12 protein-coding genes and 3 pseudogenes are annotated in these 17,387 nt (G+C 66.1%); 4 read left to right on the forward strand and 11 right to left on the reverse strand.

From position 1 onward, the window contains the following. Positions 1-47: 47 nt before the first annotated feature. The 3 genes from AC5P5R_RS11990 to AC5P5R_RS12000 all read right to left on the reverse strand — a co-directional run bounded on the left by AC5P5R_RS11990 (position 48) and on the right by AC5P5R_RS12000 (position 2,733). Positions 48-1,781 (reverse strand): hybrid sensor histidine kinase/response regulator, encoded by a 1,734-nt coding sequence (locus tag AC5P5R_RS11990; protein WP_049395767.1) that lies wholly within the window; start codon positions 1,779-1,781, stop codon positions 48-50. A gap of 1 nt (position 1,782) precedes the next feature. Then, positions 1,783-2,109, reverse strand: a complete 327-nt coding sequence (locus tag AC5P5R_RS11995; RefSeq protein ID WP_099527226.1) for a hypothetical protein — start codon at positions 2,107-2,109, stop codon at positions 1,783-1,785. A gap of 180 nt (positions 2,110-2,289) precedes the next feature. Beyond that, entirely contained in the window at positions 2,290-2,733 is a 444-nt protein-coding gene (locus AC5P5R_RS12000; protein WP_223846451.1) for a hypothetical protein, read from the reverse strand. Here AC5P5R_RS12000 and AC5P5R_RS12005 point away from each other — a divergent pair. After that, entirely contained in the window at positions 2,701-3,273 is a 573-nt protein-coding gene (locus AC5P5R_RS12005) for a YdcF family protein (RefSeq protein WP_224119435.1), read from the forward strand. The two genes, AC5P5R_RS12000 and AC5P5R_RS12005, sit on opposite strands and share 33 nt — an antisense overlap. Here the strand turns inward: AC5P5R_RS12005 and AC5P5R_RS12010 are convergent. From AC5P5R_RS12010 to AC5P5R_RS12020, 3 genes and pseudogenes are all read right to left on the reverse strand, one after another. Continuing rightward, positions 3,236-3,937 (reverse strand): alpha/beta fold hydrolase, encoded by a 702-nt coding sequence (locus tag AC5P5R_RS12010; RefSeq protein WP_043034459.1) that lies wholly within the window; start codon positions 3,935-3,937, stop codon positions 3,236-3,238. The two genes, AC5P5R_RS12005 and AC5P5R_RS12010, sit on opposite strands and share 38 nt — an antisense overlap. Positions 3,938-4,065: 128 nt before the next feature. Beyond that, a pseudogene (locus tag AC5P5R_RS12015) lies at positions 4,066-4,831 on the reverse strand (transposase). A 172-nt stretch (positions 4,832-5,003) separates the two neighbouring features. Further along, a complete protein-coding gene (locus AC5P5R_RS12020; RefSeq protein ID WP_043034456.1) occupies positions 5,004-5,381 on the reverse strand; it encodes a hypothetical protein in 378 nt (125 codons plus the stop codon). Between the two features lie 159 nt (positions 5,382-5,540). Here AC5P5R_RS12020 and AC5P5R_RS12025 point away from each other — a divergent pair. Both AC5P5R_RS12025 and AC5P5R_RS12030 read left to right on the forward strand, forming a co-directional pair. After that, positions 5,541-5,769: pseudogene (locus AC5P5R_RS12025) on the forward strand (transposase); the annotation flags it as partial. Between the two features lie 686 nt (positions 5,770-6,455). Then, positions 6,456-6,566, forward strand: a pseudogene (locus tag AC5P5R_RS12030) (YbjQ family protein); the annotation flags it as partial. A 63-nt stretch (positions 6,567-6,629) separates the two neighbouring features. Here the strand turns inward: AC5P5R_RS12030 and AC5P5R_RS12035 are convergent. Together AC5P5R_RS12035 and mgtE are read right to left on the reverse strand one after the other, a co-directional pair. Then, positions 6,630-9,350, reverse strand: coding sequence for a bifunctional acetate--CoA ligase family protein/GNAT family N-acetyltransferase (locus AC5P5R_RS12035; protein WP_043034453.1), 2,721 nt, complete (start codon positions 9,348-9,350; stop codon positions 6,630-6,632). Between the two features lie 85 nt (positions 9,351-9,435). Further along, positions 9,436-10,806: a magnesium transporter gene (gene mgtE, locus AC5P5R_RS12040; protein ID WP_043034452.1), complete on the reverse strand. Its 1,371-nt coding sequence runs from the start codon at positions 10,804-10,806 to the stop codon at positions 9,436-9,438. Positions 10,807-11,150: 344 nt separating this feature from the next. On the opposite strand from mgtE, the gene AC5P5R_RS12045 reads away from it, so the two are divergent. Beyond that, a complete protein-coding gene (locus AC5P5R_RS12045) occupies positions 11,151-12,929 on the forward strand; it encodes a monovalent cation:proton antiporter-2 (CPA2) family protein (RefSeq protein ID WP_005411591.1) in 1,779 nt (592 codons plus the stop codon). Positions 12,930-13,138: 209 nt separating this feature from the next. On the opposite strand, the gene AC5P5R_RS12050 is transcribed toward AC5P5R_RS12045, so the two are convergent. The 3 genes from AC5P5R_RS12050 to AC5P5R_RS12060 all read right to left on the reverse strand — a co-directional run bounded on the left by AC5P5R_RS12050 (position 13,139) and on the right by AC5P5R_RS12060 (position 17,328). Then, positions 13,139-16,474: an ankyrin repeat domain-containing protein gene (locus AC5P5R_RS12050; protein ID WP_043034450.1), complete on the reverse strand. Its 3,336-nt coding sequence runs from the start codon at positions 16,472-16,474 to the stop codon at positions 13,139-13,141. Beyond that, complete coding sequence (locus AC5P5R_RS12055) at positions 16,467-16,727, reverse strand: YcgL domain-containing protein (protein WP_005411593.1); 261 nt, start codon at positions 16,725-16,727, stop codon at positions 16,467-16,469. Before AC5P5R_RS12055 ends, AC5P5R_RS12050 begins: the two co-directional genes overlap by 8 nt. Before the next feature lie 160 nt (positions 16,728-16,887). Next, positions 16,888-17,328 (reverse strand): hypothetical protein, encoded by a 441-nt coding sequence (locus tag AC5P5R_RS12060; RefSeq protein WP_043034448.1) that lies wholly within the window; start codon positions 17,326-17,328, stop codon positions 16,888-16,890. Positions 17,329-17,387: the final 59 nt, after the last annotated feature.

Raw genomic sequence — 17,387 nt, forward strand, 5'->3', positions numbered from 1 at the left:
GGATCGGAATCGGTAGGTGCCGCCCTTGGTCGGCACCTACCGGACGGTCAGCGCTCGGCAACACCGCGCAACATATCCAGGACGCTCTCGATGTCCAGTGGCTTGCACAGAAACCCAGCCGCGCCCAGCGCCTGCGCCCTGTCAATCACCTCTACCCGGGTGTCTGCGCTCATCACCAGAACGGGAGGCGCCGCAGGGTCCCTGACCAGCGCCTCCAGTACGTCCCATCCACTGCAACCTGGCATGTGCAGATCCAGCAGAACTACGTCGGGCGCCAGCGCCTTGATGACGGCCTGAGCATCGTGACCATCTTTCCGGAAGCTGAGGCGATGGCCTGCACACTGCAGCAGGTGCTGCACCACCTCGCGGTTGGTCTCCACGTCTTCGAACAGCAGGCAGTGCAGCGGACGAACCACCGCCGCGTGCAACTGGAAAAGCTCACCCAAGGAAGGAAGCGGCTCAGCCTCATCGGCCACGGCAGCAGCGAAGCACCACACGAATGAGGCGCCGCCGACATCGCTGCGGCCGACGCTGATCGTTCCGCCCATGGCATCGGAAATCAGCCGAACGATGTACAGCCCGAGCCCGACGCCCTGTTCGCAACGTGCTTCGCCCTGACTGACCTGCACGAAAGGCGAGAAAATCATGTCTCTCTGCGCTTCGTCGATGCCCGTCCCGGAGTCGCAGACCGAGATCCGCACCTGCCAGTCATCCACCGCTCGAACGGCGCCAACCGAGACCCTCGCCTCGCCCGCCATGGGACTGAACTTGATGGCATTGCAGAGAAGATTGGTCACCACCTGTTCGATGCGACCGCCATCTGCCAACAGCCATACGTCTGCTCTCCCCACATCCACCTGCAGTACCACGCCTTTGTCTGCAGCCGCAGGCATGCAGCTCGCCTGCGCCGCCTCGATGATGGAACGCAGCGAACAAGGATGTGGCCGCAGTTTCAGCTTGCCACCATCAATGCTGGCAACATCAAGTACATCATCAATGCGACGTCGGAGCGCCTGGGCCTGCCCTGCAACGGTGGCCAGTGCGTGTCGCTGGGCAGCACTTGCCGTATTGACCTCCAGAAGCTGGATGCCGCTGATGATGGCATTGAGCGGCGTGCGAAGCTCATGACTCATGGTGCCGACGAATCGCCCCTGCGCCTCACGCGACGCAATGGCACGCAACGCGATTTCGCGCATCGCTGCCACCAGTGACGCCACGACCAGCGGCAACAGGATGGTCAGCGCCAGCGCATAGGCCAGATAGGCGGGCCGCGAGAACCAGTAGCCTTCGGGGGCTGCCCAAAGCAGCGCCACGGCCGTTACCGCGATTGCCGGCGCCATGGCCTTGCGTCCGTAAGCCACCGTCGCGGCGATGACGAGGAACGGCAGGATTGCATTGAGTGCCATCAACAGGATGAAGGCCGCGTGCACCTGGATGGCCACCATCGCCAGACTGAGCAGAAGACCCGCCGCGTCGTACCACGTGTCGTGACGCGCCCTGCGAAGGTTTACAAAGAGTGCCCACGCTACAGATACCGCCAGAAGTACAACGGCGGCCGGCAGCACCCGCGCTGCCTCATCGGCCAGAACAGGCTGAGGGCCATCGATCCAGAGCCAGCACCACAGCACCGCAAGCGCCTGCAGCAGCACCCGGAACCCACTGGCGCGCGGCTCCTGGAAGCATGACAGCAGTAGAGCCAGACGATGCATTTCCAGCACGCGCGCAGCATGCAGCAGCGCTGCCGGGGACGACATTGGAGAGGGCGTGTACGGATCATGCATGTCAGCGCCCCCCGGTCAGTGATTGACCTGTCGTGCGTCCCAGAAGGCGCTTTGCCGAGATTGCCAGCGCGCAGCCGCGCAGCCGCACGCTGCCGATGGCTTCGCCGGAGCGGAGAGCATCAGCCAGATTTTCGCAGGCATCGGCAATCCTGCAGCTGCCCAAGGCCGAGGTCACACTTTTCAAGGCATGCATGCGCGAAAGCTCCTGTTCCAGGCAACCCGGGGATTCATTCTCCGCAGCGCTCATCCAGCGCGAAATCGCCTCGTCCAGGTCAACGACAAACGATGAGAACTGGTCTGGCGCGGTCGCTGCAATCAGGTTGAGCATCGATCGCTCCCCGAGCTCAGGTCCGTCTGCAGGATGTCGCCGCGGCTCTACGCCTTGCGTTGAGTTCAAGCGTCGCATTGCTTTCCTCTGCTTGTCGCATTCAACACCTGAAGAGATGCGTTTCCGCGTTCCGCGACGCCCAAACAGAGGCCTGAAGCGACAACGTGCGGAGCGTACGGACTACTGCATCCGTTGATGGATCTGCAGGAACAGCTGCGGAAACATGCTACCCAGCAGATGCCCGCCTGCAACCGCGAGCAGGATGGCGCCCACGATGGCAACACATCTGACCGGGAGTGACATTCGCTTCAGATCCATGGCATCCAGCATGGAAGCAACGATCGCGTAACGCCATCGGATTCCTTTCAAATTTTCCTGAGGTTCGACATGCTCGCCCTGACACTCTTTCTGCTGCTCTCGTGTGCGGTTCTGGTTCGAAAGCGACACGTGCGTAGCGGCGCCCTGCTCGCCGTAGCGCCACTGGCCATCCTGGCCAGCGCGAGCGCGCCCATCACGCAACTGCTGCTGGACCTGGCACAGGACGCGCCGCCAAGCACTGCAACAGCGCACCATCCACGCACGGCGATTGTCGTGCTGGGCGCTGGCATCGATCAGGACGCTCACGGCTCCAGGCCCGGCCTGGCTGGCTATAGCCGGTTGATGGCCGCAACGCAGCGCTACCTCGCCTGCGAACGCACCGGTGCATCCTGCGTGGTGCTGGTCAGCGGTGGCGCTACTGCGCCAGACAATGCCGCAGAAGCCAACGTCTACGCGCGTGAACTGATTGCGCTGGGCGTGCCTGCGGAACACATCATCCGCGAGCACGCCAGCGTGAACACCTGGCAGAACGCCAGCAACAGCAGCCGAATGATCCAGCGCGACAGTGTCCGGGTAGTGCTGGTGACCTCTGGCCTGCACCTAAGGCGAAGTCTGATCTACTTCCGGCACTTCGGTGTCGTGGCCGAGGGCTTGCCCAGTGATCGCCTCCGCGCCTCGCCGGGGTGGCTTCCCTCTGCGTACAACCTGCTGCTGATCGAAGTGATGCTGCACGAGTACATCGGCGTCCTGCGCTACCACGTTTACAACGGCATGGGTTGGAACGAGGAATCCATCAAGCTGGACAGTGTCACGCCTGCAGCAACCACCCACGCATCGCCGCACTGACCTCGTCCGGCTTCTCCATCGGGGCCAGGTGCCCGCAATCGGGCACCACCACCAGCTGCGAGTGCGGCACCATCGCGTGCATTTCCTCGCTCATTGCGAGTGGCGTAATGCGGTCGTTGACGCCACATACGATCAGCAGCGGGTCGCGGTAACCAGCCAGCACATCGTGGCCATCGCGGCGTTCCAGCGCGCTCTGGCGCAGGAACACTTCCGCGCCCAGGCGGGCGGTCATGTCACGCACACGTTGCACCAGCACGTAATCATCCAGCCGCGAGGCGTCGATGTAGCTGCGCATCAGGGCATCGCCGAAGCCGTGGAACTTCCCCGGCAGGCGCACGCTGGCGCGCTGGCTGCGGCGTTGTTCGGCACGTTCCGGTGAATCGGCGTGGATCGAGGTATCGATCAGCGCCAGCTGCAGCACACGCTCCGGCGCGATGCGCAGGATCTGCTGGGCGACGAAACCACCCAGCGAGAACCCGGCCAGCGCAAAGCGCTCCGGCGCCTGCGCCAGCACGTCCTCGGCCACCGCCTGCAGGGTCTCGCCGCGGGTCTGGTCGCCTACGGTGCAATCGGCAATGTCGGCCAGATCGGCCAACTGCGCGCGCCACAGTTCGGCATCGTTGAGCAGGCCGGGCAGCAGCAACAGGGGGATACGGTCGGTCATGGGGGTATTGTCGCGCCGGTGCGGTGGCGGCGCCATGCCAGCGACCGCGCCAAGCGCGGCGACGTGCCGCCGGATGAGCCAGGCGCGCCGGACCCGCGCCCGCTTCTGGATACCCTGTGGGACGCGAGTCAGACCGATGCCGCGACGCATTCCTCGGCGTCGGAAGCAGGCGCCGTCGACGCCCCACGCTGGGGCCGCACCTCCTGGACGATCCGCCCCTGCTCCATCACGAGCACGCGGTCGGCGCTGTTTATGGTCTCCGGCCTATGGGCCACGATCACCTTGGTCAGCTCCATACGCTGCACGGCTTCGTTGACCAAGCGCTCGCGCATGACATCAAGATGGCTGGTGGCCTCATCCAGAAACAGAATCCGTGGCCGGCGGTAGAGGGCGCGGGCCAGAATCACTCGCTGCTTCTGACCGCCTGAAAGCGAGTTGCCCATGTCTCCGATAAGACCGTGATAACCCATCGCCAGCCCCGCGATATCGTCGTGCACGGCTGCCATCCGAGCAGCTTCCTCGATGCGCTGTTCATCGAAGCCGCTATCGAAGCCGCTGATGTTGTCGGCAATGCTCCCGGCAAACAACTGGTCATCCGGGATCGCATCAAGCTCGCTGACCCGGGCGAACAGCCGCATCGAAGCGATCTCGTGCAGCGCTTACTACATGCCCGGATCGCTCCAACGCATATCACTGCTGCAGCAGGTGGGTGCGCACCATCGTCTCCATCGCATACTGCGACTGACCCACGCGACCCGAACGCGGGTAATGTGGCTCGATCCGAGCCAGCAGTGCCTTCCATGGCACTACCTAGTCCACCTTGTAAAGGAGAATCTCGCGCCGAGTCTGCTTGCGCTTGCCCAGACCCTGCGTATCGCCAAATGTCAGCTGCATGGATGGCTTCTCAACGTGTGCCTCTATTGTCTCTCAGGCCGCCGGCCAGCGGACAGCACTACCGAAGTAGTTGTTCAGAGCATCCGTAGATGCAGGTCATGAGGACGACAAATCTCGCTCAGCCATCAGCGACCAATGGACTAAGAATAAGCAAATCTATAGATAAATAACGTTAGTCATCCCCCTCGACCTGTATATCGACCTTATCCCGAAAAATAACTGAAATTAAAGACAGGAGCAGAGCTGGAAGCCCCAAAAGAAGCACGAACGACAAAGGCGCACCGAACGACCATAGAGCGGCCGAAAACACGACAGCCGAAGCCCCAAGCAGCAGGAACGAGCACTTAATTTTCCCTATTAGCAGGTAACTTGCCGTCGAACACATCAGCGAGAATGCGGCAACAGAAACTCCGACCTCCTGAGGAACCTGCAAAGGCTCAGCACCCCGAAGCGCCGCCACCAGCATCAGCGCTGAGGCAGACGCCATTGCTACCAGGGAAATAAAATAGAACTTGCCATGCCGCCCATCAAATCCATCAGTAATCTTCATATCGACCCTCAAAGGATCGCAGGGCGAAAGCCCCGCGATCCAGCCAATGATTTACCAGCGCCAAGGATGTTCTGAACAGCTCCCTGCGAACTGTGCAGCAGTGCCCGCCACAGATTGCCGCTTCGGGGGACACTATTGAGTCGCGTAGTGGAATACATCATACGGCTGACATTTGGGGATGCGCAGGGCCTGGGCAAGCGCAAGCAGACCCGGCGCGAGATTCTCCTTTACGAGGTGGACTAGGTAGTGCCATGGAAGGCACTACCGGCCCGGATCGAGCCACATTACCCGCGTTCGGGTCGCGTGGGTCGGTCACCGTATGCGATGGAGACGATGCTGCGCATCCACCTGCTGCAGCAGTGATATGCGTTTGAGCGATTCGGGCATGTAGCAAGCGTTGCACGAGATTGATTCGATGCGGCTGTTCGAACGGCTCACCAGTCGTTCTCAGGTCAAGATGCCCTGCATAACTCGCGTGGACTCCATGCCAAGCGTCGAGAAGAGTCATGACGATTGCTCTGGTCCATCAACTGCCGCATTGAAACCAATACGGACTTGGCGTCCTTGCAGGAATCAGCCGCAGCTGCAGCTCAAGCGGCATCCTTGCAAAGTGATCATTTCGACGCGTGCTCTTCCCGAATCCGCTCGCGCCTGACGTCGGCACGCCTGGCTATCACAATGACAACCGCTCCTATGAACAAGAACGGCAAGGTCCGACCGTCTGCAGTTGCCGCCACCATAGCTAGGCAGCACACGCAGATGGCGAAGGTCTTTTCGTTGATACCTTGGATCCTCACAAATTTCCTCATTCCTGCAACATCGGGAAACATCTTCTTTCAATAAGGTCACGAAGGGTCGCCGCCACGCAGTGGCGCAATGGTAGCGTTGCTTCTTCGCTGAGTTGAAGAGCGAAATGCGTCAGTAGCCGCTTCTTTACTTCTGGTGATTCAGTCACTCCTACGCAAGAGACACAGCAGGCACCCGGTACGCCGACATGCGTGGACCACTCGGACGTCACTGGCGTAGGGTATAAGCCATCGTTGTAGTCTATATTCAATCGTCGGAACGACTGACAGCAGCGCAATCATCAGCATGAGCTTGCTTTACGACGCCACCGATGTGATGACCGGGCTGACCGAGGTGCTGTGCTATGGCACGGCGGTGGTGGTGGAACCATTGCGTTGACCTGACTGTAGCGTCGAACTTGCTCGACTGCTTTTCGATGATGGCAGTCGAGCAAGCTCGACTCTACAAGAGCGGGGTGGGGACTTCGACCTGCTGCACCGGCAGAGTCACCATCATCACCGTCGGGTCGTCCGGATCGAGCTTGGTCTTGAAGCCCAGGCTCTGGCACATCGCCAGCATGGTGCTGTTCTCGCGCAGCACCTGACCTTCGACCACGTCCAGGCCCAGCCACTTGGCGTACTCGATCATGATCGCCATCAGCCGCCAGCCGATGCCGTGGCCCTTCAGGTCCGAGCGGATCAGGATGCCGTACTCACCGCGGTGGTAATCCGCATCGGCGTGCAGGCGCACCGCGCCGAGCATTTCGCCACTGCGCGGTTCGATCGCCACCAGTGCGATCGAGCGTGCATAGTCGAGCTGGGTCAGGCGCGCGATGAACTCGTGGCTGAAGTGCTTCACCGACTGGAAGAAGCGCAGGCGCAGATCCTCGTCGCTGACGCGGGCGAAGAACGCACGGAACAGCGCGTCATCCTCCGGCCGCACCGGGCGCACGAAGGCGCGGCCGCCATCGGACAGTTCGATGGTGCGCTCCCACTCCTTCGGGTACGGGAACACCGAGAAGCGCGGATGGCCACGGCCTTTGTGCAGGATGCGCGACGGCGCCACCGCCACGCGTGCGTCGAGGGCGAGGATGCCCTTGCCGTCGACCAGCAGCGGATTGATGTCCAGCGTACGCACTTCGGGGATGTCAGCGGCCAGCTGTGCCAGCTTGACCAGCGCCAATGCCAGTGCGCGCTCGTCGGCGGCAGGCACATCGCCATAGGCCTTGAGGATGCGCGAGGCACGGGTCTGGCCGATCAGCTCATGGGCCAGGCGCAGGTCCAGCGGCGGCAGCGCCAATGCCTTGTCATTGATCACTTCAACCGCGGTACCGCCACGGCCGACCACGATCACCGGGCCGAACGTCGCGTCATCGGCGATGCCGACAATCAGTTCGCGCGCCTTCGGGCGAACGATGGTCGGCTGCACCAGCAGGCCGTCGATGCGCGCATCCGGCCGCAGCTGGCGCGCGCGCGACAGGATCGCGTTGGCCGCGCTCTGCACCGCCGGCAGGGTGGACAGGTTCAGGCGCACGCCGTCCACTTCGGACTTGTGCGGGATGTCCGGTGACAGGATCTTCAGTGCCACGGTGGCACCACGTTCCAGCAGCGGCTGCGCCAGGTCCATCGCCTCATGCGCATCGCGCGCATGCATCACCGGCGCGGACGGAATGCCATAGGCCTTGAGCAGTTCATGCGTAGCCAGCGGGTCCAGCCACTGCTGGCCGTTGGCCAGCGCGGCATCGACCAGCGCGCGTGCGGCCGCCGCGTCGACATTGAAGTCCTGCGGCAGGCTGGGCGGCGTTTCCATCAGCGCGTTCTGCGCTTCGCGATAGCGCACCAGATGCTGGAAGCCGCGCACCGCTTCGGCCTCGGTCGGATAGGTCGGCACCCGTGCCGCGTTGAGCGTGGCGGTGGCCTGGTCATCGTTGCCCAGCCACACCGCGAATACCGGCTTGTCGCGATGGTGGCGCGGACGCAGGCCGAGCGTGCGGGTCAGCGCCTGCGCAGCGTCTGCAGACGAGGTGAATGCGGTGGGCACATTGACCACCATCACCGCGTCGTTCTCGTTGTCGGCCAGCAGCGCTTCAATGGCGGCGGCATAGCGGTCACCATCGGCGTCGACCACGATGTCGACCGGATTGCTGCGCGACCAGCCCTGCGGCAACACGGCGTCGAGTTTCTCGACCGTGCTGTCGGACAGGTTGGCCAGCGTGCCACGCAATGCAATGAGCTGATCCACGGCAAGGCGGCCGACACCGCCACCATTGCTGAGAATGGCCAGGCGACGACCGGGGAACGTCCCCAACCGGCCCAGCGATTCGGCAGCCGTGAACAGCTCGTCCAGCGCGCTGACGCGCAGCAGGCCGGCGCGGTTGAAGGCCGCACCGTACACGTCGTCGGTGCGGGCCAGGGCCTGCACATGGGTATCGCGGCTGCCCGGCTGCACGCGCTCGGCGCGGCCGGACTTCACCACCACCACCGGCTTGGCGCGGGCGGCGGCACGCGCGGCCGACATGAACTTGCGCGCATCCTTGATCTGCTCGACGTAGAGCAGGATGGCGCGGGTGCGGTAGTCGGTGGCGAAGTAGTCGAGCAGGTCACCGAAGTCGACGTCCATCGTGTCGCCCAGCGAGACCACCGCGGAAAACCCGACCGAGCGGGCCACGCCCCACTCCACCAGCGCGGCGGCAATGGCCGAGGATTCGGAGATCAACGCAAGATCACCGGCCTGCGGGAAGTGCGCGGCGATGCTGGCATTGAGCCGTGCGTGCGGTGCAATCACACCCAGGCAGTGTGGGCCGAGGATGCGCAGGCCATGCTTGCGCGCCACCGCCTCCACCTGCGCCGACAGCGAGCCCGGGCCTTCACCCAGGTGCGCGGTGAGGATGATTGCCGCCTGCACGCCGCGTTCGGCAGCGGTGCGCACCACCTGCGGCACGATCGACGCCGGCGCGGTGATCACCACCAGATCCGGCACCCAGTCCAGGTCCTTCAGCCGCTTCACGGTGCGGATGCCATCAATTTCGGCATGCCGCGGGTTGATCCACGCCACCTTGCCGGGGAAGCCGGTGCCGCGCAGGTTGCGCATCACCGCACGTCCGGCCGAGCGCTGACGCGGGCTGCCGCCGATCACCGCGACCGACTGCGGACGGAACACGGACTGCAGGTGGTAGGTACTCATGCGCCTACGGTACCCAAAAAAGGGGACGGAGGGGATTAAGTCGTTTGTGCCACAAACGACTTAATCCCCTCCGTCCCCTTTTCTGTTACAGCAGCGTGCCGTGCAGGATCATCGCGGCGATGCTGAAATAGATCACCAGCCCGGTCACGTCCACAAGGGTGGCCACGAACGGGGCCGAGGCACTGGCCGGGTCGAAGCCGAGCCGCTTCAGGATGAACGGCAGCATCGATCCGGACAGCGAGCCGAACGTGACGATGCCGATCAGCGCCGCGCCGATGGTGATCGCCAGCAGGATCCAGTGCTCGCCGTAGTCATGCAGGCCACCCAGCTGCCAGATCACGATTCGCACGATGGCCAGGCAGCCGAGGATCGCGCCCAGCACCATGCCGGTGGGCACTTCGCGCAGGGCCACCTTCCACCAGTCGCGCAGGCGCAGTTCGCGCAGCGCCAGGCTGCGGATCAGCAGCGAGGTGGCCTGCGAACCGGAGTTGCCGCCCGAACTCATGATGAGCGGAATGAACAGGGTCAGCACCACCGCACGCGCCAGTTCGTCCTCATAGTGCTGCATCGCGCTGGCGGTCAGCATCTCGCCCAGGAACAGCACGCTCAGCCAGCCGGCGCGCTTGCGCAGCATCTCGAAGAAACCGATCTGCATGTACGGCTTGTCCAGCGCTTCCATGCCGCCGAACTTGTGCGCGTCCTCGGTGGATTCCTCGATCAGCGCATCCAGTACGTCATCGACGGTGACGATGCCGAGCATCTGCTGCTGCGCATCGACCACCGGGATCGCCAGCAGGTCGTGGCGACGGATCAGCCGTGCCACTTCTTCCTGGTCCATCAGTGCGTCCACCGTCACCGGTGGATTGACCTGGGCCACGTCCAGGATCGACTCCTCCGGCAGGCCGGTGATCAGCCGGCGCATGGTCACCACCTGCTGCAGCTGCTGGCTGGCCGGCTCCAGCACGTAGATCGCGTACACCGTTTCACGGGTGCGCTCGACCTGGCGGATGTGCTGCAGGGTCTGCGCCACGGTCCAGCTGGCGGGTACCGCCACGTACTCGGTGGTCATCAGCGCGCCGGCGGTGTTCGGCGGGTAGCTGAGCAGCTTCTGGATGGCCTGGCGGGCGTCGGTGCCCAGCAGCGGGATCAACCGGGCGCGTTCTTCCTCATCCAGCTCATGGACGATGTCGGTGGCGCGGTCGTCGGCCATCAAGCCGAGCAGGGCGGCAGCGCGCGCCGGCGGCAGCGCAGCCACCAGTTCGCCGCTGCGGTGCAGTTCCGGCGCTTCCAGCATTTTCACTGCACGCGGCAACGGCAGCGCAGCCAGCGTTTCCGCGGCGCGGGTCAGTTCCAGCGTGTTGAGGAATTCCACCGCATCGGCGGTGTTGAAGTTCGCCAGCGGCGCGGCCAGTGCGGCGGCATCGGCCACCGGGCGCAGCAATTGCTTCTGGTTCATCGGGTTTGCCTTGTGGGGGTGCGACCTCGCGCAACGCCAACGCAGGCAAACCGTCCCGATGTCAGGCGGTGGCCATCGCTGGCGTCGAACGAGGTCGACTTCTACTGTCGCTGGACATGGGTTGGGGACTCCGGGATGCGTGTGCCGACGGACGCGCCGCCAGCGGCGGGCAGTCTGGACCCGTGGACCATGCAGGTCAACCCGGTCCCGCCGCGGCAGCACCCTGCCCGCAGGTTGTTCTCGTGCGTACACAGGCCGGCGCGCATAATGGCGCGGTGGTGTTCGCCACGCTTTTCCCAACCCGAACGGACGCACAGCGGCTCCCCCGATGACCAGGTATTCCCATGCATAGCGGTGGTCTGGAACTGGCGCTGGTGCTGCTGCTGGCAGCGGTCATCGCCGTGCCGGTGTTCAAGAAGTTCGGTTTCGGCGCGGTGCTGGGCTACCTGGCGGCCGGTGTGGTGCTGGGCCCGGACGGGCTGGGCTTCGTGCAGGACGCCGACCGCATCCTCGGCGCCGCCGAGATCGGCGTGGTGATGCTGCTGTTCGTGATCGGCCTGGAGCTGTCGCCGGCACGCCTGAAGGTGATGCGGCGCTCGGTGTTCGGCGCCGGTGCGGCACAGGTGGCGCTGTCCGGGCTGGTGCTGGGCGGCCTGCTGCTGCTCGACCACTTCCAGTGGAAGAGCGCGCTGGTGGTAGGTGTGGCGCTGGCGCTGTCATCCACGGCGGTGGGCCTGCAGCTGCTGTCCGAGCACAAGGCGATCAACAGCGACCACGGCCGGTTGGGCTTTGCCATCCTGCTGTTCCAGGACCTGATCGCGATTCCGCTGCTGGCGGCCATCCCGCTGCTGGGCGGGGTCAAGAACGAGACCCTGCGCTGGGAAGATGCGGCCGTGGCGCTGGGTGCGCTGGCGGTGGTGATCCTGTGCGGACGACCGGTGCTGCGCAAGGTGTTCAGCATCATCGCGCGCACCCGCAGCCCGGAAGTATTCACTGCCACCGCCCTGCTGGTGGTGCTGGGCACCGCCTGGTTCATGCAGGAAGCCGGCCTCAGCCCCAGCCTCGGCGCGTTCCTGGCCGGCGTGCTGCTGTCCGATTCGGAGTTCCGGCATGAGCTGGAAGCGCAGATCGAGCCGTTCAAGGGGCTGCTGCTGGGCCTGTTCTTCATCGCAGTGGGCATGGGCATCGACCTGGACCGCATCGCCGCCGAGCCGTGGCTGATCGCCGCAGGTGTCGGCATCCTGCTGGTGGTCAAGTTCAGCCTGCTCTACGCGGTTGGACGTGTCGCCCGGCTCAGCTCGCGGCAATCGCTGCTGCTGGGCAGCGTCCTGTGGCTGGGCGGTGAGTTCGCCTTCGTGGTGTTCAACGAGGCACAGCGCGCGCACCTGCTGGGCAACGCCAACCACGACCGGCTGGTGGCGATCGTCGGCCTGTCGATGGCGATCACGCCGCTGTTGATGATCGCGCTGCTGAAACTGCTCGGCCAGGAGAAAGCCACTCCGCGCGAGCCGGCCGAGGCCGACAAGGTGGCGCCGGACAACCGGCCCAAGGTGCTGATCGCCGGCATGGGCCGCTTCGGCCAGGTGATTGCGCGCCTGCTGACCGCGCAGAAGGTGCCGTTCGTGGCGCTGGAGGCGAACCCGGATACCGTGGCCGACCTGCGCCGATTCGGCAACCAGCTGTATTACGGCGACCCGACCCGGCCGGAGATGCTGCGCGCGGCCGGGGGCGAGCACATCGATGTGTTCGTGATCACCGTGGATGACCCGGAAACCAACCTGCGCGCGGTGCGCATGGTGCGCCGGCTGTACCCGGACGCGACGGTGCTGGCGCGTGCACGCAACCGTCAGCATGCGTGGCGGTTGATGGACATGTCGGCCGAGCCGTTCCGCGAAGTGTTCGGCACCAGCCTGGAGATGAGCGGCCGCGTGCTGACCGCGCTGGGCGTGGCACCGGACGTGGCCGAGCGCCACGTGCAGCGCTTCCGCGAGCACGATGAGCAGCTGCTGCGCGACCAGTACCTGGTGTACGACGACGAGGCAGCGGTGATCCAGACCTCGCGCGACGCACGCAACGACCTGATGCATCTGTTCGAGGCCGACGCGGAAAGCGACGGCAAGTAGGCGTGCCGACCAACGGTCGGCACCCACCACGGATTGCAGTAGTGCCGGCCGCTGGCCGGCAGCCTCGGGATCCCGAAGGTTTCAGGAGATTGCCGGTCAGCGGCCGGCACTACCCACTGGGGATTCCGGCCGTAGATCCACGCCATGCGTGGATGACGCGATGCCGGGGTCAGAGCCCTTTCCGTGGGAAAGGGATCCGACCCCGATGCTCAACCGTTGTCGCGCAGGAACCGCGCCATCGACGAGACACCCGGCACGCGCGGTTCAAACTCGCCGGCCACGTCGATGAAGCCACGCATCACCGCGATCTCGCGCGGGCTGCGGTTGAGGCTGTCGCGCGCCTCCGGATCGGCACCAGCGCGCAGCAGGCGCTGCACCAGCAGCGGCAGACCGTGCAGGGCCGCGAGGTGCAGCGGTCCGAAGCCGCGCGGATCACGCACCTCAAGGCTCACGTCTTCGTCCAGCAGGCGTTCCACTGCGGCCATCACCACCTGTTCGTCGCAGGCGGTGCCGGGCTCGGCGCGTGCGCCCAGCAGCAGCAGCAGCGGCGTGACCGCACCGGCCGCGGCCTGGTCCGGTTCGGCACCGGCCAGCAGCAGGGTGTCGAGCAGGGCGAGCAGGCGCGAGCGGTCGCGGGCACTGAAGCCATACAGCGCGGCACAGTGCAGAGGGCCCAGCTGCTGGGCGTCACCGGCGTGCACGTCGGCACCGGCGGTGAGCAGGCGCGCAACGATGTCCGGCAAGCCCAGCGCGGACGCCAGCATCAGCACGGTCACGCCGCCCGGCAGGCGGTGTTCCAGCTTGGCGCCAGCGTCGAGCAGGGCCGAGACGATGTCCACTTGGCGCATGCTGACCGCCGCCGACAGCGGCGTGGCACCACTGGCCGCTGCGTGCTGCGGATCGGCGCCACGCGCCAGCAACAGGTCGGTCACCGCCAGATGGCCACCACCGGCGGCGCGCAGCAGCGCGGTGCAGCCCTGCGCATCAACCGCATCGACGGCGAAGCCCAGATCGATCAGGCGGCGTACCGCGTCGACGTCACCGGCCATTGCGGCGGCCGGCAGATCGGACTCGCGCAGGGTGCGACGCGGCAACGGCCACACCCGCCAGTCCAGCCAGTCGGCCAGATCGCGGCGACCAATCGACAGCGCCACGCCCAGCGGCGTCTGGCCATCGGCGGCGCGTGCTTCCGGCGAGGCACCGTGCTGCACCAGCAGCTTCAGCGCGCCTTCGCGGGCCAATGCGGTGGCCAGATGCAATGCGGTCATGCCATGGCTGTCGCGCGCTTCACGATCGACGCCCGCCTTGAGCAGCGCCTGCTGCAGGCGCAGCCAGCCCAGGCGCACCGCCAGTGACAACGGCGGATCACCGGCCGGCGAAGCCGCGAACGGATCGGCGCCACGCTCCAGCAATTCCAGCGCCAGCTGTTCCAGGCCACGGGCGGCCTGGTCGTGCTGTGCACAGGCCGCCAGGAAGCGCGCCAAGCCACCGCGTCCGGCCGGCGACAAGCCACGCTGCAACATCACCTGCAACGCCGGCACCGCATCGATTCCGCGCGACAGCAACGCGAACATCGGCGTATCGGAACAGGCGTCGCGCACGTAGGGATCGGCGCCGTGGCCCAGCAGCCAATCCACCGCGCGCGGCTCCAGCGCCAGCTCGGGGTCGAGCAGCAGGCCGCCCAGTTCTTCCGGCTGGCACAGCTTGGCCAGCGCGGCCATGCCTTCGGTGTTGCCGAAGCCCAGCGCCTCGCGCAGCAGGGTCAGCGGCGGGCGGTCCGGCAGCAGGCCGCTGGCACTGGCGGCTTCGCCACGCTCGGCCAGGCCGTCACTGACCGCGGCCGGCAACGGATAGGACGGATCCAGCAGGGCGACAATCGCCCAGCGCCCGGCTTCGGCAGCGTAGTCCACTGCACGGCGACCGACCGGATCGGTCGCGTCGGCGGCGATGCCCAGCTCCACCAGGCGCTTGACCAGCAACGGCGAGACATCCTCTGCCATCACGGCCAGCTGCACTGCGTTGCGCCCTTCGCCGTCGACGGCAACCAGATCCGGCTTGTGCGGCAGCAAGTGTTCGACCACCGCGGCGCGCCCGGCACGGGCGGCTTCCAGCCAGGGCGTACGTCCCAGTGCATCGCGTGCTTCCAGATTGGCACCGGCGGCCAGCAGCACGCCGATGATTTCAACGTGGCCGGCCAGCGCCGCCTCGTGCAGCGCGCTGCGGCGCTGGCGATCACGCGCGTCGGCACGTGCCTTGTGCTTGAGCAGCAGCTGCACGCCAGCCGGATCGTCGTCTTCGGTGGCGGCGGCGGCCAGCAGCACCGGGGTGCCCTCTGCCGGTTCGCTGCGCGCACCGCGTTCGAGCAGGAAGCGGGCCAGGCGCCAGTTGCCGACCTGGCAGGCCACGGCCAGCGGCGACCAGCCCTCGTTGTTCAGCGCATCGACTTCGGCGGCGGCATCGCGCAGCAGCGCGGCCACGCCTGGGTCGGAACTGCGCGCGGCATGGTGCAGCGGGGTGTTGCCATCGCTGTCGGTGGCACGCGAATCGGCACCGTTGGCGAGCAGGGTCATCACGGCTTCGGGGCGGCCATGCCAGCTGTCGCGGGTGGCGGCCAGCAGCGGGGTCATGCCCCGGTGCGGCGCGTTCACGTCAACGCCGCGGGCAATCAGTTCGCGCAGCAGGCGCAGGTCCGGCAACACCGCCGCCAGCACCGCCAGGCTGCGCTGGTCGCGCCAGTTCGGGTCGGGCAGCGCATACGGATCGGCGCCGGCCTGCAGCAGCTGCAGGCCGCGGTCGATGCGGCCGTGGCGGGCGGCTTCATACAGGGCCGGGGTCAGCTCCTGCGGTGCCATCGCCTCCAGCGGCGCGGTCTCGGCCGCGGCAGCGGACATCGGTTCGTGTTCTGCGCTGGACGTCGCCATCGGGCTGGGGCGCAACGACACCAGCGGCGCCGGCGCGACCCGTTGCAGCAGCAGGTGCAGCACGGGAGACACCACCACGGCCAGCGCAGCGGGCCAGCGCGCGCTCTCCGGCAGCAGCCCCGGCCAGGCCGGCAGCACCACCAGCGCGGCCAGCGCGATCACCAGCGCGGCGACACCGAGACCGCGCCAGGCGGTCAGGTCGCGTCCGGCCAGCGCCTGCCAATGCTGGGCCAGGCTGCCATCCAGGCGTTCAACGTCGTTCCACAGCGGCCAGGTGCGCCAGGCCGCCAGCAGGCCGGCACTGACCAGCACGCTCAGGCCCAGCACCGCGGCCAGGCTGCCGCTGTCACGCAGCGCCGCCAACGGCCAGGCCAGCAGCAGCGCCAGCAACAGCGGGGCGGCCGCCCACAACGCCAGCAGCGCCGGCAGGTCCTGGCGTGCAACCACCTTCAGCGGCAGCAGCGCACGGCTGCGCCGCCACCACGATACGCCCAGCGCGAACGCCGGTTGCGCCAGGGCGGCGAGGATGGCACCGGCAACGCCGCCCACGGCAGCACCCAGTGCCAGCAAGGCGCCCACGGCGAAGGCGATCGACAGGGCGCGCGGACGGGAGACGTCAGTCATAGTGGCGCGGCATCAGGCTGGCCACCGACGGCGGCACCTGCAGGTAGAACCCGCGCTCGCTCATGTCACTGCGAACCTTGTCCGGGTCGGCCTGGGCCAGGCGACGCTGGGCATCCAGGGCCACGTCCAGGACGAAGGTGAGCGCACCCAGCGAGGTGAGCAGCGGCGCAGGCAGCGCGCTGAAATCATCGCGTCGGGGAACGTAGACGTAGGTGTCAGGCTTGAGTTGGCTTTTATAGACGTAGGCGTGCATGTCCGCGGGACGATAACCCGGGAAGAGCCATGATTGTGTCGGAAAGCCGACACCGGGGAAAGCCGTCGGCCGACGATGGCGGCGTGATCGACGGCGTTTCCCCGACGGGGTTCAGCAATGTGGCGGCGGCGTTCAGGCAACGCCGCTGCCCTGCGGTCGCTTACTTGACCTTGGCGTAGGTGCCCTTCAGCGCCACGCCAGCGAGGATCGTACCGGCATAGCATTCGTAGTTGGTGCTGCTCTTGAACTCGTTCTTCTTGTAGTAGCTGACGATGTCGACCACGGCGTTGGCACCGCGCGACTTGGCGCCGTCCTGCAGCGCGCGCAGCGCCGACAGCGCGACCCAGCGGCAGGCCTCGGCATCACTCTTGTTGGCGGCGTTGGTCTTCTTGTTGGTCACGTCCTCGCCCAGGCGCTGCTGCACGCTGACCGGCTGGCCGGCCAGGTAGAAGCGCACGCTGCCGTCGATGCCGGCGTCCCGGGCGGCCTGCGAGGTGATCAGCTCCTGCAGGGACTGCTCAACGCGGGTGTCGCGGGCGGAGGCGGTGGAGGTCAGGGCCAGCAGTGCAGTGGCCGTGGCGATCATCAGGGTGCGGCGCATCGGAACATCTCCTTGTCGGGGGTGCGGGTGGGTTGAGGAAAAAGGCGGGATGGGACGGT

It is taken from the genome of Stenotrophomonas sp. YJH_SMC_19 (assembly GCF_059367915.1).